At 60.3% G+C, this 23668-nt stretch carries 23 protein-coding genes; 9 read left to right on the top strand and 14 right to left on the bottom strand.

The genetic code is table 11. The features are described from left to right. Positions 1-77 precede the first annotated feature (77 nt). Together JIO00_RS09740 and JIO00_RS09735 are read right to left on the bottom strand one after the other, a co-directional pair. The gene (locus JIO00_RS09740) at positions 78-1070 is read right to left on the bottom strand and encodes a diaminopimelate epimerase (protein ID WP_200668070.1); all 993 of its coding nucleotides are present in this window, start codon (positions 1068-1070) and stop codon (positions 78-80) included. Between the two features lie 46 nt (positions 1071-1116). Then, complete coding sequence (locus JIO00_RS09735) at positions 1117-1896, bottom strand: AraC family transcriptional regulator (protein WP_200668068.1); 780 nt, start codon at positions 1894-1896, stop codon at positions 1117-1119. Between the two features lie 91 nt (positions 1897-1987). Here JIO00_RS09735 and JIO00_RS09730 point away from each other — a divergent pair, with 91 nt between their 5' ends. From JIO00_RS09730 to JIO00_RS09715, 4 genes are all read left to right on the top strand, one after another. After that, on the top strand, positions 1988-2266 hold the full coding sequence (locus JIO00_RS09730) for a hypothetical protein (RefSeq protein ID WP_200668066.1): 279 nt from the start codon (positions 1988-1990) through the stop codon (positions 2264-2266). 112 nt (positions 2267-2378) lie between these two features. Beyond that, on the top strand, positions 2379-2888 hold the full coding sequence (locus JIO00_RS09725) for a carbohydrate-binding module family 20 domain-containing protein (protein WP_200668064.1): 510 nt from the start codon (positions 2379-2381) through the stop codon (positions 2886-2888). A gap of 33 nt (positions 2889-2921) precedes the next feature. Beyond that, on the top strand, positions 2922-3578 hold the full coding sequence (locus JIO00_RS09720) for a carboxymuconolactone decarboxylase family protein (RefSeq protein ID WP_200668062.1): 657 nt from the start codon (positions 2922-2924) through the stop codon (positions 3576-3578). A 235-nt stretch (positions 3579-3813) separates the two neighbouring features. Further along, entirely contained in the window at positions 3814-4965 is a 1152-nt protein-coding gene (locus JIO00_RS09715; RefSeq protein WP_200668060.1) for an MFS transporter, read from the top strand. A gap of 84 nt (positions 4966-5049) precedes the next feature. Here the strand turns inward: JIO00_RS09715 and JIO00_RS09710 are convergent, their stop codons facing one another. From JIO00_RS09710 to JIO00_RS09690, 5 genes are all read right to left on the bottom strand, one after another. Further along, positions 5050-7473 (bottom strand): TonB-dependent siderophore receptor, encoded by a 2424-nt coding sequence (locus tag JIO00_RS09710; RefSeq protein ID WP_200668058.1) that lies wholly within the window; start codon positions 7471-7473, stop codon positions 5050-5052. 108 nt (positions 7474-7581) lie between these two features. Next, on the bottom strand, positions 7582-8556 hold the full coding sequence (locus tag JIO00_RS09705) for a FecR family protein (RefSeq protein ID WP_200668056.1): 975 nt from the start codon (positions 8554-8556) through the stop codon (positions 7582-7584). Positions 8557-8596: 40 nt separating this feature from the next. Further along, entirely contained in the window at positions 8597-9097 is a 501-nt protein-coding gene (locus tag JIO00_RS09700; protein WP_010458519.1) for a sigma-70 family RNA polymerase sigma factor, read from the bottom strand. A gap of 247 nt (positions 9098-9344) precedes the next feature. Beyond that, positions 9345-9707 carry a DUF6124 family protein gene (locus tag JIO00_RS09695; RefSeq protein ID WP_077748875.1) on the bottom strand — a complete coding sequence of 121 codons (363 nt, stop codon included), beginning with the start codon at positions 9705-9707 and terminating at the stop codon, positions 9345-9347. Between the two features lie 413 nt (positions 9708-10120). Next, entirely contained in the window at positions 10121-10681 is a 561-nt protein-coding gene (locus tag JIO00_RS09690; RefSeq protein WP_077748876.1) for a hypothetical protein, read from the bottom strand. Positions 10682-10860: 179 nt separating this feature from the next. Here JIO00_RS09690 and JIO00_RS09685 point away from each other — a divergent pair, with 179 nt between their 5' ends. After that, a complete protein-coding gene (locus tag JIO00_RS09685) occupies positions 10861-11073 on the top strand; it encodes a hypothetical protein (protein ID WP_077748877.1) in 213 nt (70 codons plus the stop codon). Positions 11074-11146: 73 nt separating this feature from the next. Here JIO00_RS09685 and JIO00_RS09680 read toward each other — a convergent pair whose 3' ends face one another. Genes JIO00_RS09680 through JIO00_RS09670 form a run of 3 tightly spaced genes read right to left on the bottom strand, consistent with a single transcriptional unit; the run spans position 11147 to position 14590 of the window. Continuing rightward, positions 11147-11983, bottom strand: a complete 837-nt coding sequence (locus JIO00_RS09680; RefSeq protein ID WP_010458507.1) for a helix-turn-helix transcriptional regulator — start codon at positions 11981-11983, stop codon at positions 11147-11149. Between the two features lie 53 nt (positions 11984-12036). Next, positions 12037-13455 (bottom strand): aminotransferase, encoded by a 1419-nt coding sequence (locus JIO00_RS09675; RefSeq protein WP_077748878.1) that lies wholly within the window; start codon positions 13453-13455, stop codon positions 12037-12039. Between the two features lie 31 nt (positions 13456-13486). After that, a complete protein-coding gene (locus JIO00_RS09670) occupies positions 13487-14590 on the bottom strand; it encodes a polyamine ABC transporter substrate-binding protein (RefSeq protein WP_102594621.1) in 1104 nt (367 codons plus the stop codon). A 228-nt stretch (positions 14591-14818) separates the two neighbouring features. Between JIO00_RS09670 and JIO00_RS09665 the strand changes: the two genes are divergently transcribed. Then, positions 14819-15601 (top strand): enoyl-CoA hydratase, encoded by a 783-nt coding sequence (locus JIO00_RS09665; RefSeq protein WP_010458500.1) that lies wholly within the window; start codon positions 14819-14821, stop codon positions 15599-15601. Next, positions 15598-16779, top strand: a complete 1182-nt coding sequence (locus JIO00_RS09660; protein WP_077748879.1) for an acetyl-CoA C-acyltransferase family protein — start codon at positions 15598-15600, stop codon at positions 16777-16779. Before JIO00_RS09665 ends, JIO00_RS09660 begins: the two co-directional genes overlap by 4 nt. A gap of 196 nt (positions 16780-16975) precedes the next feature. Here the strand turns inward: JIO00_RS09660 and JIO00_RS09655 are convergent, their stop codons facing one another. The 4 genes from JIO00_RS09655 to JIO00_RS09640 form a co-directional block, all read right to left on the bottom strand. Continuing rightward, on the bottom strand, positions 16976-17644 hold the full coding sequence (locus JIO00_RS09655; protein WP_010458497.1) for a GntR family transcriptional regulator: 669 nt from the start codon (positions 17642-17644) through the stop codon (positions 16976-16978). A 170-nt stretch (positions 17645-17814) separates the two neighbouring features. Continuing rightward, complete coding sequence (locus JIO00_RS09650) at positions 17815-19107, bottom strand: aspartate aminotransferase family protein (protein WP_145308948.1); 1293 nt, start codon at positions 19105-19107, stop codon at positions 17815-17817. After that, the gene (locus JIO00_RS09645; protein ID WP_010458493.1) at positions 19097-20095 is read right to left on the bottom strand and encodes a transketolase family protein; all 999 of its coding nucleotides are present in this window, start codon (positions 20093-20095) and stop codon (positions 19097-19099) included. Before JIO00_RS09645 ends, JIO00_RS09650 begins: the two co-directional genes overlap by 11 nt. Further along, positions 20092-20979 carry a transketolase gene (locus JIO00_RS09640; protein ID WP_010458491.1) on the bottom strand — a complete coding sequence of 296 codons (888 nt, stop codon included), beginning with the start codon at positions 20977-20979 and terminating at the stop codon, positions 20092-20094. Before JIO00_RS09640 ends, JIO00_RS09645 begins: the two co-directional genes overlap by 4 nt. A gap of 193 nt (positions 20980-21172) precedes the next feature. Here JIO00_RS09640 and JIO00_RS09635 point away from each other — a divergent pair, with 193 nt between their 5' ends. Next, positions 21173-22561 (top strand): aminotransferase, encoded by a 1389-nt coding sequence (locus JIO00_RS09635; RefSeq protein WP_077748926.1) that lies wholly within the window; start codon positions 21173-21175, stop codon positions 22559-22561. Continuing rightward, positions 22558-23664: an ABC transporter ATP-binding protein gene (locus tag JIO00_RS09630; RefSeq protein ID WP_077748881.1), complete on the top strand. Its 1107-nt coding sequence runs from the start codon at positions 22558-22560 to the stop codon at positions 23662-23664. The genes JIO00_RS09635 and JIO00_RS09630 overlap by 4 nt, the downstream gene beginning before the upstream one ends. Positions 23665-23668: the final 4 nt, after the last annotated feature.

The raw sequence follows: 23668 nt of genomic DNA, 5'->3' as shown, positions 1-23668 counted from the left end.
CTCGCTCCCACAGGGGGGGGCGAGCCGATCACAAAACCCCTGTGGGAGTGAGCCTGCTCGCGATGGCTATCTAATAATCAACCCATCAACCGCGCCGTGCCAAACAGCCTGACCCGACTCAATTTCCCCTCCGACTCTTCCAACAAAACCGGCGCCGTGCCGCCCGGCATGACGACTTTCACCTCACCCGCCGCCACCCAACCCACCCGCCACGCCGCACACGCCACCGCACTGGCGCTGGTGCCTGACGACGCCGTCGGCCCTTCCCCGCGCTCAAACACCCGCGCCACCACTCTCCCCTCTGACTCAAGTATCGCCCATTGCAAATTCACCCCCGCCGGACACGGATGCCCAGCCCCGGTCGGCGCGGCATAGGCGATACGCATCAAGCCTTGAGCCAAGGGCGATTCTCGCATCTGCTCATTGCTGGGCAACGCGTCGGCATTCGTCAGCAGCGTCACGCAATGGGGATTGCCGATGCGCACAAACTGGCTGCGGTTCCAGGCAGGATCAAGCGCCGACAACGGCTGCACATGGCTGACTTCGCGCTCGTTCAGCGTCACGCGTTCAGCCTCGCGCGCACCCACCGCTTGCGGCCCGAACGAAGGCTTGCCCAAATCCAGCCAGAACCCTTGCACACCGTCGACCTCAGCGGCGTCCACAGTGGTTTCCACCGGTGAAACCGCATCGCGCTTGTCGTGATGAACCCGCAGCAGGCACGCCTGCTCCTCGGGCATCAATCCTTGCTCACTGAGCGCCTGGGAAAAAATCGTCAGCCCATTGCCACTGCGCTCGGCCAGGGTGCCGTCGGTATTGACGATCAACAGATCAAAGGGTGGCGAGGATTGAAACGGCCCCACCAACAGCCCGTCGCAGCGATGGTCTTTGCTGCCCGATGGCTGTGAACCGGGCGCCCAACTGCAAAATGCCTCGATAGCGGCCAATACCCAGTGCTCGCGGATCTGCGCGGCGTCACGAGCCTGGTCCGGCAAATCGATACCGCGACCGCGCACCTCGTCGGGCGTCACCACCGCGTAGATATTGCCTCGAGCATCGTAGAACGGCGTCATGGATCGGTCCTGAAAGTCAGCTTGAAAAGAGCCCGTACTGTAGGCGTCAACGGCCTGCGATGAAATACCGCCCCGGCGTCACGCCAAACGTTCGCCGGAACATCGCAATGAACGCGCTGACATTGTCGTAGCCCAGTTCCAGGGCGATGGTGGTCACCGGTACGTCGGCGGCGAGTAACTCCAGCGCTCGCAGCAAGCGTGCGCGCTGGCGCCATTGGCTGAAGCTGAAGCCTGTTTCATCGACGAAGCGCCGGGCCAGGGTCCGGGCGGACAAACCGGCCCATTGCGCCCACTCGGTGAGCGAACGGTTGTCGGCGAGGTCGTCGGCCAGCGCCTGACTGATCCGCCGCAGACGCGGGTCGAGTGGCAGCGGCAGACCGAAGTGCTCGGCGGGCAGCGCGGCGACCTCATCCACAATCAATTGAGCGATCCGCTCCTGTCGCTGATCCAGCGGTCCCTCGCTCCAGGTCGCCGCCCGGTCGACGGCCTCACGAAGCAAACCTGAAGTTGCGATGATGCAGGGTTGTCCGGGCAATACGACACAGGCCGGCGCGACCACGTAGACACTCCAGCCGTGGAAGGGCCCGTGGGAGCGCAAGCCATGCACACAGTCGGGTGGAATCCACACCGCATGGGTCGCCGGCACCACCCAGTGATGATCTGCCGCCTCCACCGTCAACAGCCCGCGCCGCGCGCCCAACAGTTGCCCGCGCGCATGCCGGTGGGGAGTGCTGGCGCGCTCGATGGGACTGTTCAGGACCGAGGCAATCACCAGCGGCCCTGCGTTGGATTGCGCCTGTTCAATAGATATCAGCGGTTCAGCCATTGGCAGTTTCACGTTATCGAATGACCCGGATAGCGCAGTTTAGCCATGAGCAACGGATTAGTCTGGGCACTCATTCACCGGAGTCTCAACCATGCGCGCCGAAGACCTGCTTCCCGACGATCTGAACCAAGGCCAATTCAATAGAACTGTCGTGCGCAAAGGCACGGTCGGGGCCTTTCTGATCAATGCCCGGATGCTGATCGATCCCCAGACACCCGAGGATCAACGCACGGCCGCGACGCAAGACATTCTCCAGGCGTTGCCGGCGCTACGTGCCCTGGGCCTGTTCGAACTGATGCAGGTGCGCGACCCACTGGTTCGGGCGTTGTGTGAGCAAGAGCCGGGCGTTCCTCCAGTCACTCAGTTATAAATCCCTCGACACTTATTGCGAACAAGTCTGCCAGATCTGTCAGTTATGACAGCAGACAAGCCTTCGCCCCCGGGCCAGAGTGAAGCTCCTGATGCACGTTCGGAGGAAGGTCATGAAACGGGCTTCCCTAGTGTCCCTGCTCATTGCCCTGGTACTCGGCGGAGTAACTGCAGGCGTCAAATTGGTCTACGACGTCGTACCCAACCACATGGCCGAAAACAATCGCAATGAACCGCTGTTCCTCAGAGGCCGGAGCGAATGCCGCCATGATTGTGGCGCCTGCGATAAGGGCGATACCTTCCTCGATGGGAACGCCGATCTAAAGACCGACAACCCGCGCGTGTTCGAAACCTTCAACCCCGAATTCATCACGCTGCGCGACGATTATGCCGTGGGCTCGTCGCTGGAACTGGGGGCCTGGGATCCTCGTCATGCCGTGGCATTGGCCCACAGGCCTTCGCAGAACCAATGGAACGGTTCGGTTGATGTGCCGGCGGATCAAGACACCCTGTGGAAATGCATCGAGCGCAATAACGACGCGTCGCACGCCGTGCGTTGGCAGCCAGGACCAAACGTCAGCTTCACCAGCGGCACCGAGAGCGAGACAAGAGGCACCTTCTAGATTGGCGTTGCAGGTCTGAAAAGAGGGCACGACATGAGCAGCCGATACCCGATCTCTCCCATGGAAACGCTATACAGCGAGGGCCGGAAATCCTTCATCGACCTGGTTCCTGACGGCGCAACTCGCCTGGAAGCACTGTTCAGAACGGTCCCGGCCCTGGGCGAACTGGCGGTGGGTGTTGTTTACGGTTATTTGCATGACCGTTCTGACTTGGATCCTCGTCTGCGTGAAGCGGTGTCGTTTGCTGCGATTGTCGCGGCGGGCATGGTCGGGCCACCGTTGAGTGTGCATTTCAAGACGGGGCTGGCCTCGGGGCTCGCACCGGCAGAACTGACGGGAATATTGCTGCAGGTTTCAGCCTTCGCCGGTTTCCCGAGAGCGGTGGCTGCGGCCGATCAGCTCAATCGACTGTTTGACGAAGCCGCAATTGTTTCGCCGCCTCCCCCCACACCGCGCGAGGTAGCGCTGGCGTTTTGTGAGCAAGTACGCAATGGCAAATCAGCCGTCCCCCTGAGTGCTGCGATCAAACGCCTGTTACGCCGCTCGCTGCGCCTTTCGATCCAGGCGACAACAGCCAGCACTGTCATTGTTGAATGTTTCGACGACGAGCCCTCCCTTCCTGCCGCGCTCTTGCACATTCAAGTGCAAGGAACGCAGATCGTCTCGGTGACACGTTTTATTGCTCGTTGATCGACAACCGTTCGTGACCACAGCCAGTGCGTCGGAAAATACCGCTGCAAACCTTCAGCATCCACACGTTGTCGCCTGCACAGGCAATTAACTCGCGGCCTGCGCTCGCGACAGAGGGTCAGGCTATGCAAGGATGTCGCCCTGCCTGACCGCAAACCGCTGTGGACGCTGACCGAACCCTATGGGTCAGTCACTGTCCCTTTGGGAGTGCGACGTTTTTTTGCCAAGGATCGATATGACCAGCCTCAATACCCAAGCCTCATTTGTTCCCGGACGCCTGGAGCAGATGTCCACCCGCATCGCCTTTTTCATTGCCGGTCTTGGCATCGCCGCCTGGGCGCCGCTGGTGCCTTATGCCAAGGCACGGGCCGGGCTCGACGAAGGGACGCTCGGGTTGTTGCTGTTGTGCCTGGGGGTGGGCTCGATTCTGGCGATGCCGATAGCTGGCCTGCTCGCCACGCGTTTCGGCTGCCGTCGGGTGGCAACCGGGGGGACGTTGTTGATTTGCGCGGCGTTGCCGTTGCTGGCCACCGTGTCGTCAATACCGGCATTGATCGCCACGCTGTTCATGTTCGGCGCGGGCCTGGGCACGGTGGACTCGACGGTGAACCTGCAAGCGGTGATCGTCGAGCGGGCCAGCGGCAAGAACATGATGTCGGGGTTTCACGGGATGTTCAGCCTCGGCGGGATTGTCGGCGCGGCGGGTGTCAGCGCCCTGCTCGGCTTGGGTCTGTCGCCGTTGGGGGCGATGGCGGTGGTGATCGTGGTTCTGGTGCTGGCCTTGCTCAAAGCCGCGCCGCACCTGTTGCCTTACGGCAGCGAAAGCTCGGGACCGGCCTTTGCCGTGCCCCATGGCATCGTGCTGTTTATTGGCGGCATGTGTTTCATCGTGTTCCTGGCCGAAGGCGCGGCGCTCGACTGGAGCGCGGTGTTCCTGGTGCAGGAACGCGGGATTGACACGGCGTATGCGGGGCTCGGTTACGCCGCGTTTGCGCTGACCATGACCGCCGGACGGCTGACCGGGGACCGGATTGTCCGGCGCCTGGGCGCGACGCGGGTGATGGTGTTCGGCGGCCTGATGGCGGCGGCGGGTTTGGCATTGGCGACGTTTGCGCCGGCCTGGGAGGCGGCACTGGTCGGGTATGCGTTATTGGGTGCGGGCTGCTCGAACATCGTGCCGGTGCTGTACACCGCGGTCGGGAAACAGACGGTCATGCCTGAGCACATTGCAGTGCCGGCCATTACCACATTGGGCTACGCAGGAATTCTCGCGGGCCCGGCAGTGATCGGCTTCATCGCCCATGGCAGCAGCTTGAGTTTTGCCTTCGGGTTGATGGCGGTGTTGCTGGTGGCGGTAGCCATTGGCGGGAAAGTGTTGAAGGTTTGAAAGCTTCGCGGGCAAGCCTCGCTCCTACAGGTTCGGTGGTCCCTAGGAGCGAGGCTTGTCCGCGAATGAAGGCGACTCGGGCTATCAGAACCCGACGCTGGCCTGCACAAAGAACGTGCGTGGTGCACCGACGTACATCCCCGAGTTGTTGTCGCTGGAGCGGGTGAAGTACTGCTTGTCGAAGATGTTTTTCACCCCGGCCCCGAGCTTCAGATTCGACAACTGCGCGCCGAAGTCATACCCACCGCGCACGTTCCAGGTTACGTAGCCCGGAATGTCGCCGTACTGACCATCGGCGGAGCCTTCGGTGATGTAGTTGTTGGTGAAGCTGCCGTCGGCGTTCACCGCAACGCCCGGTGAGCGCTGCTTGGACTGGGCAAACGCGTCGAGGTTGTAGGTCCAGCGGTTGATGTCGTAACGCAGGCCGGCGGTCGCCACCTGGCGCGAATAGAACGGCAGGTCACGGCCCTTGAAGCCTGGAATTTCACCTTCATACACGGCGCGGGTGTAAGTGAACCCGGCGTTGGCGGTCAGGCCGTCGAGCCGTGGGTCCAGTGCCGCCATGTTGTAGTGCACCGACGCCTCGATGCCCTGGTGCGTGGTCGCGCCGAGGTTGGTCCAGCCCGCGTCATTGCTGATGTATTGCAACTCTTTATCGAAGTCGATGTAGAACGCCGTCAACTCGCCGCCCCACACCTCATTGTTGTAGCGCGTGCCGACTTCATAAGTCTTGGCCTTTTCCGGCTCCAGGCCATTGGCGGGTTCATCCCCCGTGCCACCCTGACCCAGCTGGAAATACTGCAGGCTGCCGAACGAGGTTTCGTAGTTGGCGAACAGCTTCCACTCCTCCGACAGGTGATACATCACGCTCAGGGCAGGCAGTGGCTCGTTGCTTTCGATGCTGCGGTTTTTCTCCGGTACACGTCTGCCGGCGGTGTCGAGCACGGCGCGGTCGTGCCAGTCGGTGCTGATGTGTTCGAAGCGGATGCCGGGCGTAATCGTCCAGTTACCGACGTCGATCTTGTTGTCGACGTACACCGAGTTGGCTTCAGTGCCGCCGGTACGATCCTGGTACACATGGCCGTCCGAACCAGGACGAATCACTGGCTCGTTGTTGACCAGCGCCAGGCGGCTCGCCTGCTCGTGCATGCCCTCCTTGAGGTAGCGATAACCGACACTGACTTCCTGGGTGGTCGGGCCGACGTCAAACACACGGGACACCCGCGGTTCTATACCGAAGGTGTAATACGTGCGCGGGAACGAGCCCAGGGTTTGCTGATTGCGAGCCGCAATATTGCTGCCACGGAAGCTGTCGGTGTAGTACGTCAGCACTTCGGCCTGAGTGCGATCATCGAGCTGCCGCGTCCACTTGAACGAGACATCCTTGCGGCGCCCGCTGAAGTTGTCGTTATTGCGGTCGGACTGAAACGGATTGGCGTCGTACTGTGCCTGGGTCAGGCCGCCGGGCATGTCGGCGCTGGCGTCGTAGTAGTGAAAGTTGAGGCTGAAATCGTCGACATCGGTGGGCGCCCAGTGCGTCTTGAGCATCACGTCGTCGATGTCATTGCCGTTGTTGCGCTCGCGGTAACCGTTGCCGTTCACGCCGGAATACAACAGCGCCATGCCGATGCCATTGTCGGCGGTGCCGCCGAGGAATGCGGTGTCGATGTGCTTCCAGCCGCCGTGCTGGGACGTTTCCAGGGTGGTGCCGATTTCACCGGTGGCTTTTTCCGGGATCGCGCGCGTCACGAAGTTGATCACGCCACCGACGTTCTGCGGTCCATACCGCACGGAACCGGCGCCGCGCACCACGTCGATGCTGTCGAGGTTGCCGGAGGAAATCGGTGCCATGGACAGTTGCGGCTGGCCGTAGGGCGCGAAGGCTGCCGGTATGCCGTCGATCAGCACGGTGGAGCGTGGCGACAGGCGCGAGGTCAGGCCGCGCACGCCGACGTTCAGGGAAATGTCGCTGCCGCCGGTGCCGTTGGCGTCCTGCACTTGCACGCCGGGCACGCGCTTCAATACGTCGCCGACGTTCATGGCGCCCTGCTCGACCATCGCTTCGCGGCGGATCACGGTACGTGCGCCGGGATGGTTCTGCACCACCGCAGCGTCGGCATCGCCGAGCCAGTCGCCGACCACTTTGATGTCGGTCATGCCCAGCTCGATCGGGCCGGCCGTTGCGGAAGTCGGCGCTGGCATCAGGGTCACCGAGCCTTGATCGATCTGGTATTGCAGGCCGCTGCCTTGCAGCAATTGGCGCAAGGCCTGTTCCGGCGAGAGGTCGCCGTCGACGGCGGGGGCCTGTTTGCCGGCCACCAGCTCAGGACTGAAGAAAACCTGCAACGACGTTTGCTGACCCAGCTCACTCAAGGCCTGGCCCAACGGTTGCGCGGGAATATGAATGCCGTCGGCGGCAAATGCCTGGGGAAGCGCGGCACTGACGGCCAGGGCGAGCACAAGCCGCAGCCAAGGTGACTTATTGTTTTTAGCGGGGGTTTTCTTCACGTCGAACATTGTCCTGTAGATCGCAAGAGTGTGCGGCTGTTAATGCAAACCAGTTGCAGTTGGACAAGAAGACGAAGAACTCAAAAAAAACCTGAATCGGTTTGGAAATTAATTGGAAATTATTTCCTGACTGCCGTCATCGAGGGTCCGCACGGCCACCGGCAGAATGCTCGGCAAGGCCTTGAGCAGCGCGTCGGTGTTGTCGGCTTTGAACACGCTGGTCAGGCGCAGATTGCCCACTTTGTCGTTGCCGACCGTCAGTGGCTTCTCGCGGTAGCGCGAGACTTCTGCGGCGACATCGGCAAGGCTGGCGTTGTTGAACACCAGTTTGCCGCTGCGCCACGCGGTCAGTTCCGCCGGATTGACCGCATAAGCGGCGGCAACCACGCCTTTGGCATCGACACGAGTGCCGAGGCCGGCGGTGAGGCTGATCACATCAGGTCCCTGCCCCTGAACCTTGACCGTGCCCTGCTCCACCGCGACCCGGGTTTCGGTCAGGTCGCGGCGCACATCGAAACGCGTGCCGGTGACCGTCACCTTGCCGCTACCCGCCTCGACCACGAACGGCCGGTTGATGTCGTGCTCGACGCTGAACATGGCCTCGCCTTCCATCAGTTCGATACCGCGACGGTCCTTTTCATAACGCACCAGAACGCGGCTGCGACTGTTCAGGTCGATCACCGAACCGTCGGGCAACGCCACATGACGACGCTCGCCCAAGGCAGTGGAATAGTCGGCCATGTAGGTCGTCGGGTGATTCAACCCGCTGAACAACCCCAAGCCGAGCGCCACGGCCAGCACACTGGCCGCCACCGCATAACGCACCAGCGGCTGACGCTTGCGACGTGCCGGCGGCGTTTCGCACAGGGCTTGCAGACGCTTGGCGGGCAGCAGATCGGCGGCCGTCCACAAGCCCTGCAGCACCTGGAATTCGTCGCGATGTTGGGGATGTTCAGCCAGCCAGGCTTCGAAACGCCGATACGCTTCGACGTCCACGGCCGGTTCCTGCAAACGCACAAACCAGCGCACCGCATCGTCGCGCACCGTTGTTTGCCCGCACGCACAATCACGAGTATCCATCATGGAAGTTCCTGTTTGGCTGGGGATGAGAAAGCGCGGCCGATCATGGGTGCAGTCCGTCGAGGCGGTCGCGCAGATGCCGCAAGGTGCGGATCATATACTTTTCCACCATGTTCTTGGACAGACCCAGGCGTTCGGCGATTTCCGCCTGGGTCAGGCCTTCGATCTTCTGCCAGACAAAGACTTTTCGGCAGTTAACCGGCAGCTCGCAGAGCGCCCGTTCGATGGAATCAGCCAACTGGATCGCCTGCATGAAATGCTCCGGGTCACCGGACGACGACCCACTGTGATCAACCGCCTCCGACTCCATGGCGCCCCGCCGGTCCTCACGCCGATAACCATCCACCGCGATATTGCGCGCGGTCTGGTGCAAATAGGCCCGAGGTTGTTCCACCGCCGACGAATCGGACTCAAGCACCCGCACGAAGGTGTCGTGCGCCAGGTCCTCGGCCTGCTGACGATTTCTCAGGCGACGGGTCCAGGTGCCAACCAACTCTTCGTAATGCTCGAAAAAGCCGTGTCTGCGGGGCAACTTGGGGGTCATTGCAGTGTGCTGTGGAGACGGGGCGTGAATAGTAATGCTTCCTATTAATGGGAAGCAATGGATTCCACATTGGGGGGGGTTGCCGTTAGTCACCCAAAGGAGCATTTCAAATCAGAATTGATTTTGTGGCGAGGGAGCTTGCTCCCGCTGGGTTGCGCAGCAGCCCCAAGATTTTCGCAATGCATGCAAATCTTGTGAGTGCTGCGCACTCAAGCGGGAGCAAGCTCCCTCGCCACAGGGGCGGTGCTTACTGGGGCACGTCGACGTTATCCATCATCCGGTTCACCGCCAGTTCCGCTTGCATGATGATCTGCTGGATCCCCAGCGCCGTATGCCGATGCGGTCCTTCCAGGTACGCCGCGAAATCAGCAGTCATGACGCTGGCCGAGGCCAGTGATTCGCAGGTGTGGGCCAGCAGGTCTTCGTCTTTGATGTCCGGCGCGATCATGAACATGGTGCTCGGTTTTCGAATGACCGGGATTTTGAGGGCGGCGGGGTTGAGGTAATGGTCGAGGGCGCGTTCGGCGGCTTCGTGGAGTTTTTTGGAATCGAGTGATTCGTAGGGGGATGCCGGATCAGTGTCTGGCGGGTTTGGAGTAACTTTGCACATATGCCTTTCTTCCTTAATGGGCAGCCACACCTCGCTACTAATACAAGGGGTGGCGGCTGTACGCAGGTTAGTAGACCGGGGAAAGAAGGCAAAGCCGGCGCGCCCGAGGGCGCCCTGCGCACAGCCACCATCAGGGACAGGCATTGGAACACCTGTCTGACAGACGCTTGTGCAGCCTTCAAACCTTCGGGCTACTAAACCCGATCACTGGGTATCAGTGACGGGGACCAAGTTACCGAGGGGGTCCAAAGCGCACAAGCCGGCGGATTCTGGCGTAGTCGTAGGCAATGGCGCAAGGCGCTGTAGCTTTCAGGAAGTAACCTTAAACGCCTTTAAACATGTACGCCAAACAGGCAGCAGGCTCACTCCCACAGTTGACCGAGTTGTCCGGACGAACGCTGTTGCCGGTGATGTCACCAGAAGCAGTAAACCAGCGTCACGGCAGCGGCAATACCAAACGCTCCCAGCGCCTTTGCCGGCAAGTATCCGGTCAATCGTTGCAAGGACGCGTCCGACAGCTCTTCGTGGTCATCGCGGTGGGGCATGATCGCCCGGTAGGTGTATCGAAAGCCGATCAACAAAAACAGCAAGATCACGCCCAAGGCCAACCCGCGAGTGATAGCCGGCTTGATCAAAGGCGCAGGGGTGTCTTCCAGGCAGGCGGCACTGTCAACTTCCACCACGGTGATTCGCCCGAAATCCGTGGAGGGTCGCTGTTCGCCTTTAAGGATCGACGCCTGTTGTTCCAGATCCAGCGCCTGATATTTCCAGAGCGTTGATGACCCTTCCCGGCAGTAGGTGAACGCTGCAGGGTTGGAGGCGGCAATAATACACGCGTCATTGATGCCGATTTTTTTCAGGGTCTCGATAGCCGGTCGTGTGAAGTCCAGGTCGAGGACAGGAATAATCCCGGTGGCAGACACCGCAGTCGAAACCAACAAGCTCCCGGTAGCGCAGAGGGCTGAAATTTTCAAGGTTGGGTGCCCCTTGTTTTGCACTGTTTTTGTTATTTGAGCGCGGCTGCAACCTGCCTTCCGACGTCTAAAATTCTAGTTGAACCTCTATGACTTGCTACCAATCGACCCTCAAATCTGGCCGAAAAAATCTGCTTCCCGGCCATACAAACGGCTGCGACGACTTTCAGAGTGCATGGATGACGATTGAGAAGTTCAACGAAGACCTGCGCCAGGCGCGCCTCGAACTGACCGTCGCAACGGCGGCCGTCATGGAGCTGGTCCGCTCGGGCAAAGCGTTCGGGGATGAATGGGACGCTGCGGTCGCGCGCGAGCGCAAAGCCTTTCAGAAAATGCATTGGGTGCTGGATAGCCCCTTGGCTCCCCAGGTAGATAAAAAGTCAGATCCGTAGTGGTTCGAAGACCCGGCTAATTGCTCATCCCGTCTTCTATGGTGATGCCTTGTGGGAGCGGCTGGCGGTTGGATCAGTGCTTGCGCAGCCACTCGATAAACAGCGCAAACAATTCCGACTGTGAACCGATGTTCAACTTCAGATAAAGGTTCTTGCGGTGCATGCGCACCGTCTCCGGCGAGATGCTCATCTGGCTGGCCGTGGATTTCACCGAGTGCCCCCGCAGCACCATGTGCGCCACTTCCCGCTCGCGCTCGGTCAGCAAGTCGCAGCCGAACTGCTCGAAGGCAGACTGCACACGTTGTTTGAGATCGTCACGCACGCCCTCATTGACGGCGCTGAGCTGCAAGCCCCGGCGGCTGAACTCGCTGATGAATTCGCGCACCAGCGGCTCAACCGCCCGCAGCAGGTTCAGCTGTTCAAGCCGCAGACTTTCCCCGCCGAAGCCTTGAAACAGGCTCACCGACACCTGGGTGTCATGGCCGGTATCGACAATGTAAAAACTGTCTTCCGAACTCCCGGCCTTCAAGTAGTAAGTCTTGTAGTACTCACTGTCGAAGAAGTTGTCCGGGGCAATGTCCTCCAGGTGATAAAACCCTTGCGCCAGCCCCTGCTCCACCGCCAGGCAAAACGGATCGAGCAGGTAGCCCCCGGAAAAATAGCGGTCGATGATCGACTCCCGGTATTTTTCCGGGATGCCCCGCTGATACAACAATTGTGGCGGGCGGTCCTTGTGTTCCAGGCTGATCATCACCGATTCGATTGCCACCAGATGCCCGAAGGCCGACGCCAAAAAGCTCAGCGCGTCGGGCTCATCGATATGGGCGAAGGCCTGGCGCATTTCGCCGTGCCATTTATGCAAGGCGCCGAAGGGCAAGGCGATCAATGTGTCATCGTTTGGTTTGCTCATGCCCCGCAGTCTAGCGGGTGAACCGGCACCTGATAACCGCGGATTCGACGAACTCATTGGCCGAAATACAGGCCGTTCTGCTCAAGTTCGCCCGCCACTTCAAGAATGCACACCCGCAGGGTCTCGACGATTTCATCCACTTGAGCGCACGACAGGATCAGCGGCGGCGACATGACATTGAGGTGCATGATCGGCCGCACCAGCAGCCCCCGGGCCTGCGCCCTGGAGTGAATCATCTCGCCGATGTTGATCTCGTCGGCGAACAACGCCTTGGTGCGTTTATCGGCCACGAACTCCACGCAGGCCATGAACTTCTGGCAGCGCACATCGCCCACCAGCGGCAAGTCGCTGAGTGTGGCCAGACGCTGTTCCAGATACGCGCCGACCACGTCGACATGCTCCAGCAGGTTTTCCCGCTCAATGATCTCGATGTTTTTCAGTGCCGCCGTGCAGCAGACCGGGTGGCCGCTGTAGGTGAAGCCGTGGGTGAAGCAACGGCCCTTGCCGGGCTCGGCAATCACTTTCCAGATACGGTCGGAAAAAATGCACGCGCCCAACGGCAAGTAAGCCGACGTCAGCCCCTTGGCCGTGGTGATGATGTCCGGCTGAACATCGAACACCTCATACGAGGCGAAGAACTTGCCCAGGCGCCCGAACGACGTCACCACCTCGTCGGCGACAAACAGAATGTCGTAGCGCTGGCAGACTTCCCACATGCGTTTCAGGTAACCCTTGGGCGGAATGATCACGCCGCCGGAGCCCATGATCGGCTCGGCAAAAAAGCCCGCGACCTTGTCTGCGCCGATGGACAGGATCTTGTCTTCGAACTCCTTGATCAGAAACTCGAGAAACTGCGGCTCGTCCATGCCATCCGGCGCCCGGTAAGGATTTGGGTTGGAGACGTGGTGAATCTTGTCGTTGGCGTAATCGAATTCCGGCACACGGTCGGCGGCCTTGTTGCCGATCGACATGGTCAGTGTGGTCGAGCCGTGATACGCGTTGAAACGGGCGATGACTTGCTTCTTTTCCGGCTTGCCACGGCAGTTCTGATAGTACTGAATCAACCGGTAAGCGGTGTCCACGGCGGTGGAGCCGCCGGTGGTCAGGAACACGTGATCGAGGTCACCGGGGGCAAGGCTGGCGAGTTTCTCGCACAACTGGATGGCGACGTTATTCGACATGTCGGAAAACGGGTTCGAGTACGCCAGTTGCCGGACCTGGTCGGCAATCGCCAGCGCCATTTCCTCTCGGCCCAACCCGATGTTCGTGCACCACATGCCGCCCACCGCATCGAGAAAGCGGTTGCCCTGGGTGTCGTAAATATAAGCGCCGTCACCGGCCACAATGTTCAGCGCACCCTGTTCGGCGTGTTCGTCGAACATGTGATAGCCGTGCATGTAGTGGGCTTTATCAGCTTTGAGCAAATGGGCGTTATCAACGCTCGACAGCATTTTCTGAGTTGGAGTAGCCATACAAAAACCTCAAACCAAAATGGGTAAACGATCAAATCCCGCTCTTCACCGTGCTCCAGACGCGGGTCATGGCACGAATCTCTTTTGCATCCTGGGTTTTCTGCGGAAACAGCCGCTGGCGGGTTTCGTCATCGGGATAAATCGCCGGGTTGTTGCGCACATCGGCGTGCACTAACGGTGTGGCCGCCGCGTTGCTGTTGGCGTAGTGAATGAAGTCCGTCACGTCGGCCATGACTTGTGGCTGCATCAAGTAATCGAGGAACGTGTGGGCGTTGGCCACGTGGGGCGCATCGGCGGGGATGTACAGGTTGTCGAACCAGATCAGCGAACCTTCCTTGGGAATGAAATAGGCCAGCTTGATCTTCAGTTTGGCTTCTTCGGCGCGAGCCATGGCGGTCGCGTAATCGCCGGACCAGGTCATGGCCATGCACACATCGCCATTGGGCAGGCTGGTCAGGTAGTTGACCGAGTCGAACTTGCGGATGTACGGCCTGACCGACAGCAGCAAATCCTGGGCGGCCTTGAGGTCCTCCGGCGCGGCGCTTCGCGGGTCGCGCCCCAGGTACTTCAGCGCCAGTGGAATGACTTCAGTGGGTGCATCGACCAGGGTCACGCCGCAATCGGCGAAGCGCGAGACGATTTTAGGGTCGAAGATCATCGCCAACGAGCCAATCGGCGCGTCCGGCATGCGCTCCTTGATTTTGTCGACGTTGTACGTGATGCCATTGCTGCCCCAGGTATAGGGCGCCGAGTACAGCGTGCCTGCATCGAACCCCTGCAAGTCCTGCAAGACTTTCGGGTCCAGATTGGCCCAGCCTGGCAGCAACTTTTTGTCGAGCGGCTGGAACACTTTGGCTTTGATCAGCGGTGGTGCGAGGGAGGCGTTCAACACCACCAGGTCATAGCCGGAGTGACCGGTGAGCAACTTGGCCTGAACCGTTTCATAGGCATCAAAGGTGTCGTAGATCACCCGGATGCCGGTGGCTTTCTGAAAGTCGGCAATGGTTTTTTCGCCAATGTAATCCGCCCAGTTATACAGCCGCAGCGTGTGGCTATCGTCCACTTCGGCGCCGTGGACGGCTGCCGACAGCGGCACAATCAACGCACCAAGCATCACCAAGAAGGCCTTGCGCATAGCAAATTCACCTTATCAAGCGAGTTCCGATCTGGATGAGCGGATGAATCCACTATTGGTCGATTCAGCCAACCGCGCCATACCCCGAATGGGTGTGTGGGCCGGTTTGTGGCGCTCGCGACGGCCGACATGGCAAAAAGCGGCAGTTTCGTTGACTGGTTTTGTCATAGATCCGGCGCCGGTCCCGCGCTTAGAGTGCCGTTCATAGCGATCACCCAGGGCACGTACATGAACGACCTGATCAAACAAGAACGAAACGAAGGTGTACTGACGCTCACCTTTGACCGCCCCGACAAGCTCAACGCGCTGAATAATCGCATGTACACGCAGCTGGCCGATCTGTTGCTGGCCGCTGATGAAGACGCTGAAATCGGCGTGATCATTGTCACCGGTGGCGACACCTGCTTTACCAGTGGCAACGACCTGGCGGATTTTCTCCAGCATCCGCCGACCGATCTGGATAGCCCGGCGTTTCGCCTGATGCGCGTGGTGATCCACCTGCAAAAACCGTTGATCGCGGCGGTCTGCGGAGCGGCCATCGGCATCGGCACCACCCTGCTGCTGCATTGCGATCAGGTGCTGGTCACGCGCAATGCCCGGTTGCGCATGCCGTTCGTAAACCTGGGCCTGTGCCCGGAGTTCGGCGCCAGCCTGCTGCTGCCGCGCCTGCTCGGTCATGCCCGGGCGGCGCGCTTGCTGCTGTGGGGCGACAGCCTGGACGGTGCCGCCGCCGTCGCGTGCGGATTGGCCAACGAACTGTTCGACGACGGGCCACAGTGCCTGGCGGCCGCCGAGCGCATGGCTCGTCGCCTGCTGGCGCTCCCCCAGGAATCCCTGCGTCAGACCCGGCAACTGCTCAAGCAGACGTCCATGCCGGAACTGCAAGCCACCATTCGCCAGGAGAACTTGCTGTTCATCAAGCGCCTGACCACCCCTGAAGCGCAGGCAGCGTTGAACGCACTGGTTAATCGCAGCACTGAAAAGAACCCATCTACAGGAAAGCCTTCATGAACACCCCAGACGTATTTGTTGTCAGCGCCGCACGCACCGCCATCGGCTCCTTTGGTGGCTCGCTCAAAGATGTCCCGCTGGCCGATCTGGCGACCACGGCCGTCAAGGCCGCCCTGGAGCGCTCCGGCGTGGACCCGGCGCAAATCGGCCATCTGGTGATGGGCAACGTGATCCCGACCGAGACCCGCGACGCGTACATTTCCCGGGTCGCCGCGATGAACGCCGGTATCCCCAAGGAAACCCCCGCCTACAACGTCAACCGCCTCTGCGGTTCCGGCCTGCAAGCCATCATCAGCGCGGCCCAGACCTTGCTGCTGGGCGACGCCGAGATTGCCATCGGCGCCGGTGCCGAGTCCATGAGCCGCGGCCCGTACCTGATGCCGTCCGCCCGTTGGGGCGCGCGCATGGGCAACGTCCAGGCCATCGACTACATGCTGGGCATCCTGCATGACCCGTTCCATGGCATCCATATGGGCATCACCGCCGAAAACATTGCCGAGCGCAACGGCATCACCCGCGACATGCAAGACGCTCTAGCCCTGGAAGATCAAAAACGCGCGGCGTTCGCCATCGCCAATGGCTACTTCAGTGAGCAGATCGCAGCGGTCGAAATCCGTGGCCGCAAGGAAACGACGCTGTTCAGCATCGACGAACACCCGCGTTCCACTTCCCTGGAACAACTCGCGCAGATGAAGCCGGCGTTCAAGAAGGACGGTTCAGTCACGGCCGGCAATGCCTCGGGCCTGAACGACGGCGCTGCGGCACTGGTCATGGCCACCGGCAGCGCGGTGCAGGTCAACAACCTGCGCCCGCTCGCTCGCCTGGTCAGCTATGCCCACGCCGGTGTTGAGCCAGAACTGATGGGCCTGGGCCCGATTCCCGCTACACGCCTGGCACTCAAACGCGCAGGCCTGACCGTGGCTGACCTGGACGTGATCGAAGCCAACATCGCCTTCGCCGCCCAGGCCTGTGCGGTCAGCCAGGAACTGGACCTAGACCCGGCCAAGGTCAACCCGAATGGCTCGGGTATTTCCCTCGGTCACCCAGTGGGCGCGACCGGCGCAATGATTGCCACCAAAGCCATTCACGAACTGCAGCGCATCAACGGGCGATATGCGTTGGTGACCATGTGCATTGGTGGTGGTCAGGGTATTGCGGCGATTTTTGAGCGAGTTTGAGTGTTAGCGCGATGTCCGGTGCAACGCCGGGCATCGCTGCTGCTTGATGATTTCCTTCGGCAACTGGTCGCAATCCATCAATCCCGCCCCTTCCCCACGCCCTGGATTAACTCCCAGAACACGTCGCCGTGCCGTGCGGCCAACATTCCCCAGGTCCGTATCGAGGAACTGGTGGGTTATCTACTTCAATCTCGGATTACTTGCCTTCGCTTTCGGTAATGAAGCCGATGATGCTGACACCACCGCGCATAATGTCTTCAGCAATGGCCTTGCGCGCCTTGGCCGGCTTTTTCTCGCGCAGGGCTTCGATCAGTACCAGATGCTCGTCGGCACCGATGTAGGTGTTATGCCCCTTGGTGTAAAACAGATTGAGGATCGGCCCCATGGAAACCCACAACCCTTCGATCTGGGCAGTCAGCATGTCCATTGCCGCCAACCGGTAGACCGTGAAGTGGAACTCACGGTTGAAATGCATTGCTTGCGGACCGTCGTTGGCTTGGTCGGCTTGTTGAAAACTGGCATGCAGTTCTTCCAGCCGAGTCAGGTCCTGCGGCGTAACGTTGCGCGTGGCGAGCTCAGCGGCCAGGCCTTCCAGTGCGATGCGGATCGTGCGCACCTCCAAATACCGGCTCATGGTCAGCTCCGGAACCATGGCAAAACGGCCCGAACGCAACTCGAGACCGCGCTCGCTGACCAGCCTCAGGCAGGCTTCGCGGACTGGGGTGACGCTGGTGCCAAGCTTGTCGGCCAGGTCTTGCATGACCAGCCGCTCGCCGGGCCGGAAGTTGCCGGCGATCAGTCCTTCGCGAATGGCGTAATAGGCGCGGGCGGACAGGTTGCCTTGTTCCAGCGGTTGAATCTGCACGGTCGAACTCCTGGATAATGCTTTTTATTGCGCAGCCTGTCGGGGTTGCGCCAAAAATCTGAAATACATTGTCTTATATCCTATAAGTAACACTCAACCTCGCTCTACAGCGGTTTGGGAATCATATGCAGAAAGAGCGGCACTGCGCGTGCCGCTCTCCGTTGCTCGGCCTAGCGAATCAGCGCCTTGAGGGTGTTTTCGATGACGTCGAGGCTTTCATCGAGAATCTTTGTGGTATGCGAGGTCGACAGGTACAGGCGCTTGAGGGGTAATGGCTGAAAAATCATCCGCTGCTCGATCAAACGCTTGCGAAACGCCAGGTCCAGCGCGTCATCGTTGCGCAACAAATCACGGTACTGGCTGTACGGCCCCTCGAAAAAGTACATCAGCCAGACCGACCCATATCCGGCACTTTGAGCGGGAATGCCCAGCCGCTGGATAATGCCGTCGAGCTGCCCGCGCAAATAGTCGCCCATGGCGAACAGGCGTTCGTAGACGCCTTCGCGAGAAAGCTCCTCGATGGTCGCCAGCACCGCCGCCAGCGTCGATGGCGTTCCATTGAACGTTCCGCCCATGAACACGCCCCGGTCGCCCGACTGCCCTACGCGCTCCAACAGATCCCGACGGCCGGCGACCAAGCCCACGGGATAACCTGATGAAGCCGCCTTGCCGAAGGTTGCCAGATCCGGTGTCACGCCGACGATCGACTGATAGCCGCCCAGCGCATGACGAAAGCCGGTGATGACCTCATCGAAAATCAGAATCACGCCGTGCTCGACGGTCAATTGCCGAAGCGCCCGCAGAAATGCCGTCGATGCCGTCACCGAGCCCATGTTGTGGGCAATCGGTTCGACGATGATCGCCGCGACCTCCCCCGGATTGGACTTGAGGTAACGCTCCACCGCCTCGGCATCGTTATACGGAAGGATGATCGTGTACTGCGCGGCATCCAGCAGAATACCGTCAGACATCGGGTCGAAACTGTCCATGCGCTCACGGGATGTCTGGCCGTTCATCGCCACATAGTCGTGCCAGCCGTGATATCCGCCCTGGAATTTTATGATCCGTTTGGCGCCGGTGACGGCCCGCGCCAGGCGCAAGGCGTGATAAGTCGCTTCGGAGCCGCTGTTGCAAAACGCGACCTGCTCGGCGCAGGGAATGCACTCGACCAGCGCTTGCGCCGTCTCGACTTCCAGATCGGTAATGCCGGCGCCGATCAGGTCAAGGCGTTCGCTGACGTGTGCAACCTTTTGACGAATCGCCTGATTGCCGTGCCCGAGCACATGCGCGCCGAAACCACAGTGGAAATCGGTATGACGGTCGCCGTTGGCGTCGTACAGATACGGACCTTCTGCACGAACAAACGCATAAGGCTGACCGAGTTTGCGGCTCGGGCTCAGATGGCCGCCCGGCAACACCTGCCGAGCCCGTTCATGCAAGGACTGATTGGCGTCAAGCAACATGATCGACTCCTGGGGCAAGTGCCTCCCGGGCAACGGCTTCAATACCCACGGCATCCAGCCGGTAATGGCGATAGAGATGGGTCGGCGGGGCAATGAGGCTGTATTCATCTTCGATCCCGTGACGCCGCAAACGCGTCCCTTGACCCGTGTCGGCCAGCACTTCCGCCACAGCACCGCCCAGCCCTCCCAGCACGTTGTGTTCTTCGACGGTCATCAACAACCCGCTTTCGCCCGCCGCATGCAGCACCGCATCACGATCCAGCGGTTTGATGGTGTGCATATCGATCACCCCGACCGATAAACCACTGGCGCGCAAGGCCTGCGCGGCTTCCAGCGTCGGGTGAAGCATGCTGCCGGTGGCGATCAGGGTCAGGTCACTACCCCGCTCATGAACGATGGCTTTGCCAAACTCGAACACCACGTCATCGGGGTAAACGTTAGGTTCCTGGCCCCGACCAATACGGAAGTAAATCGGTTGCGAATGGTTGATCGAGGCACGTATCGCCGCCGCCAACTGTGGGCCATCGGCGGGTGCGACGACCGTCAGATCAGCGATGCTGCGGGTGATTGCCAGGTCTTCGGTGGCGTGATGCGAGGTGCCATAGAAACCGAGGCTGATTCCCGAATGGTGTCCGATCAGCCGCACCGGAAGTGCGCTGTAGGCCACATCCATGCGAATCTGCTCGCAGCAGAGCAAGGCCAGGAATGAAGCGAATGTCGCCACAAACGGCATGCTCCCGGTGGTGGCAATGCCCGCCGCCGCGGTGACCATGTTTTGCTCGGAGATACCGAACTGGATAAACAGTTCGGGGTGGCGCTGAGCGAAGCGACTCAAGCCGTTGGAGTACTGGAGGTCAGCGGTGCCGACGGCGATCTTGTGACCGGCGTCAACCAGGTCGATCAACGCATCAGACAAATAGTTCAGGCCGGGGGCGCGAGCGTTGATCTGCCGGTACTGCCAGGTATCGGCGCTGACGGGCGAGCTCATTGCACACCTCCTTTGGATTTGATTTCTTCGATAGCGAGCAATTCGTCTTCCTCGGCCAACCAGCCAAGATGCCAGCCGGGCTCGGTTTCCATGTACTCGACGCCTTTGCCCTTGACGGTCAAGGCGATCACGCAGACAGGCTTTTCGCGTTGCGTATCGGCTTTCAGCTGGCGCAACAGACGAGCCACGGCGGCGACGTCATGCCCGTCGACCTCATGCACGTCCCAGCCGAAAGCGCGCCATTTGTCGCCCAGCGGTTCAATTCCGATGATGTCGTCGACCTTGCCGTCGAGCTGGTAACCGTTTCGGTCGATGATCGCGATCAGGTTCGATGTTTTGTAATGCGCAGCCGCCATTGCCGCTTCCCAGACCTGGCCTTCATGCATTTCGCCGTCGCCAAGCAGCACATACACATCGAACGGATTGTTCTGCAGCCGTCCACCCAACGCCATGCCCAGTCCGCCGGACAATGCATGACCAATGGAACCGGAACTGAAATCGACCCCCGCGACCTTGCGCATATCCGGGTGATCACCTAACGGATTACCCAGGCGCGTATAGCCGTCGAGCAGCGCCTTGTCGAAAAAGCCCCAGTCCGCCAGTAACGGATACAGCCCAACTGCGGCATGTCCCTTGCCCATCAAGAAGCGATCACGACCTGGCCACTTGGGCTCGCCGTGGCGCAAGCGCATGGCGTCGTAATACAGCGCCGAGAAAATTTCAGCACAGGAAAACACCGAGGTGTAGTGCCCCACCTTGGCGATGGAAATCAGGCGCACGGTTTCCAGGCGTACAAACAGCGCGCGCTCTTTGAGGTGGGCGATGTGCCCGGGACTCAGGTCCTCGACCGGAACGGGAATGGGGGGTGGAGCGGCTATCGACATGGCTGCATTTCCTGAATGGTTGTTAGAAAGGCGACCGCTCTCACGGCCTCCTTCTTACAACTTATAAGATATATATTGCAACAACAAGCCGTTGGCGTTATTTTTTCCAACAGGCAGAAATGCCCCGGCCAGACTAGGCCGAATTTTGCGATCTTATAAGTTATATTGATTTCAGCTCTCGGAGATGCCACTCGTGCCGCACGAAAACACCCCCGCAGCCAGCGTTCTGGCCCAGGCAGATCAACGCTTTCACCTGCACTCGCAGACCAACCTGCGGCGCCATCAACAACAAGGCCCGATGGTCATCGAACGCGGAGATGGCATCCACGTCATCGACGAACACGGACAGCGATACATTGAAGGAATGTCCGGTCTCTGGTGTGCCAGTCTGGGGTTTTCCAATCGTCGACTGGCCGACGCCGCACAACGCCAGTTCGACGTGCTGCCCTACTACCACACCTTCAATCATCGGGTTCCAGCGGTGACGGCACGCTTAGCCGAACGCATCGCCACCCTCGCGCCACTACCGGATGCGAGAGTGTTTTTTGCCTGTTCGGGCTCGGAAGCGAACGACTCGATGATCAAAATGTCCTGGGCCTGGCACCGGGCGCGGGGCAATACGCACAAGCGGAAAATCATCGCCCACCAGAAAGGTTTTCATGGCTCCACGGTGATGGGGGCGACGCTGTCCGGGTTGCCAAACATGCACGCTGCATTCGGCTTGCCGCTGGACCAGGTGATTCATGTCGAGTGCCCCCATTACTACCGTAATGGCTTGCCCGGTGAGTCTGAGGCCGCCTTCTGCGAACGCTTGGTCGCCGACTTGCAGCGACGCATCGAGGCTGAAGGAGCAGACACCATCGCTGCCTTCATCAGCGAACCTGTCATGGGAGCCGGCGGCGTGATCGTCCCGCCATCCGGCTATTTTTCCGCGGTACAGGCACTGCTGGCCCGTTACGACATTCTGATGCTGGCCGACGAAATCATTTGTGGCTTTGGTCGTACCGGTCAGTGGTTCGGCCATCAGACGATGGGCTTTGCACCCGACATGATGGCTTGCGCCAAAAGCCTTTCGGCGGGCTATCAGCCAATTTCCTGCACCGTGGTCAGCGGCCCGGTCTACCGAGTGCTTGAAGAACAGAGCCAGCAACTGAACGGCTTCGGACATGGCTTCACCTACTCCGGGCACCCGGTGGCCGCCGCCGTCGCCCTTGAGACGCTATCCATCTACCAGGAGCTGGACATCCCTGCCCGCACCCGCCAGTTGGGTGAGGTTCTGCACGGCGAACTGGCGCCACTGTTCGACCACCCTCTGGTTGGCGAAATCCGCGGCATCGGGCTGGTTGCGGGTCTGGAACTGGTGGCTGACAAGTCATCGCGACGCTCGTTTTCGGCGCAGGTGGCGATCGGCGCGCAGGTCGAACTGGCGGCACGCAAGCACGGCCTGATCGTGCGCAACATGGGCGATTCAATCGCCCTGGCGCCACCTTTCATTATTGAACCGACACAGCTGCGCGAACTGGTCAGCCGCCTGACGGACGCGCTGAACGACGTCAATCACGCCACGGGACACTGCTCATGAATAGCCTCGCCCATTCCCTCGACTCATCCGGTGCGTTGATCGACCTCAACCATGTGCAAAAGAGTTATGACGGCAAGACGCTGATCATCAAGGACCTGAATCTCTCCATCGCGCAAGGAGAATTCCTGACGCTGCTCGGTGCGTCCGGATCGGGCAAGACCACCACGCTGATGATGCTTGCCGGCTTCGAAACCCCGACCCGCGGCGAAATCCGCATGATGGGCAAACCGATCCAGAACGTCCCGGCACACCGACGCGGCATGGGCATGGTATTCCAGAACTACGCGCTGTTTCCGCACATGACCGTGGCCGAGAACCTGGCTTATCCATTGAAAATGCGCGGACTCAATCGCATCGAGGTGCAGAGCAAGGTCAAGCGTGCGATCGAGATGGTCCAGTTGCATGACATGCAGCAACGGCGCCCCACGGAGTTGTCCGGCGGCCAGCAGCAACGCGTCGCCCTTGCCCGCGCCATGGTATTCGAGCCACAGGTCATCCTGATGGACGAACCGCTCGGCGCTCTCGACAAGAACCTGCGCGAGCACATGCAGTACGAAATCAAACAGTTGCATCGAAGACTCGGCGTCACGGTGGTGTACGTGACCCACGATCAGGGCGAAGCCTTGACCATGTCCGACCGGGTAGCCGTGTTTCATCAAGGTGATATTGCCCAGATCGGCGATCCGGTTTCGCTGTACGAGCATCCTGAAAACGCTTACGTGGCCACGTTTATCGGTGAAAACAATGTATTGCGCGGGAGTCTCGTTGCACGCCATGGGCATGAGGTCGAGGTCGCACTTGACGCTGGTTTCGAGGCCCGTGGCATGGGCGTGACGGTGCCAATCGGCGCCTCGAAAAAAGTCGAGCTGCTGATCCGTCCGGAGAACATCCGACTGTCCCCGATCAATCAGAACAGCTATCAGGCAACTCTGGCCGACCGTGTCTACCTGGGCGATCACCTGCGCATTCACTTGAAACTGGACAACGACGACACGCTGATTGTGAAAACCGCCAACGATGAGGCCATCAAGGGCTTGAACAACGGTCAGCGCATCGGTTTTAGCTGGCGCCCCGAAGACGCGCGGGTTTTCGCGCAGGGTTGAGCAC

This window comes from Pseudomonas sp. SW-3, assembly GCF_016615645.1.
Classification (GTDB): Bacteria; Pseudomonadota; Gammaproteobacteria; order Pseudomonadales; family Pseudomonadaceae; genus Aquipseudomonas; species Aquipseudomonas mandelii.
This window is presented reverse-complemented; position numbering and strand designations above follow the sequence as displayed.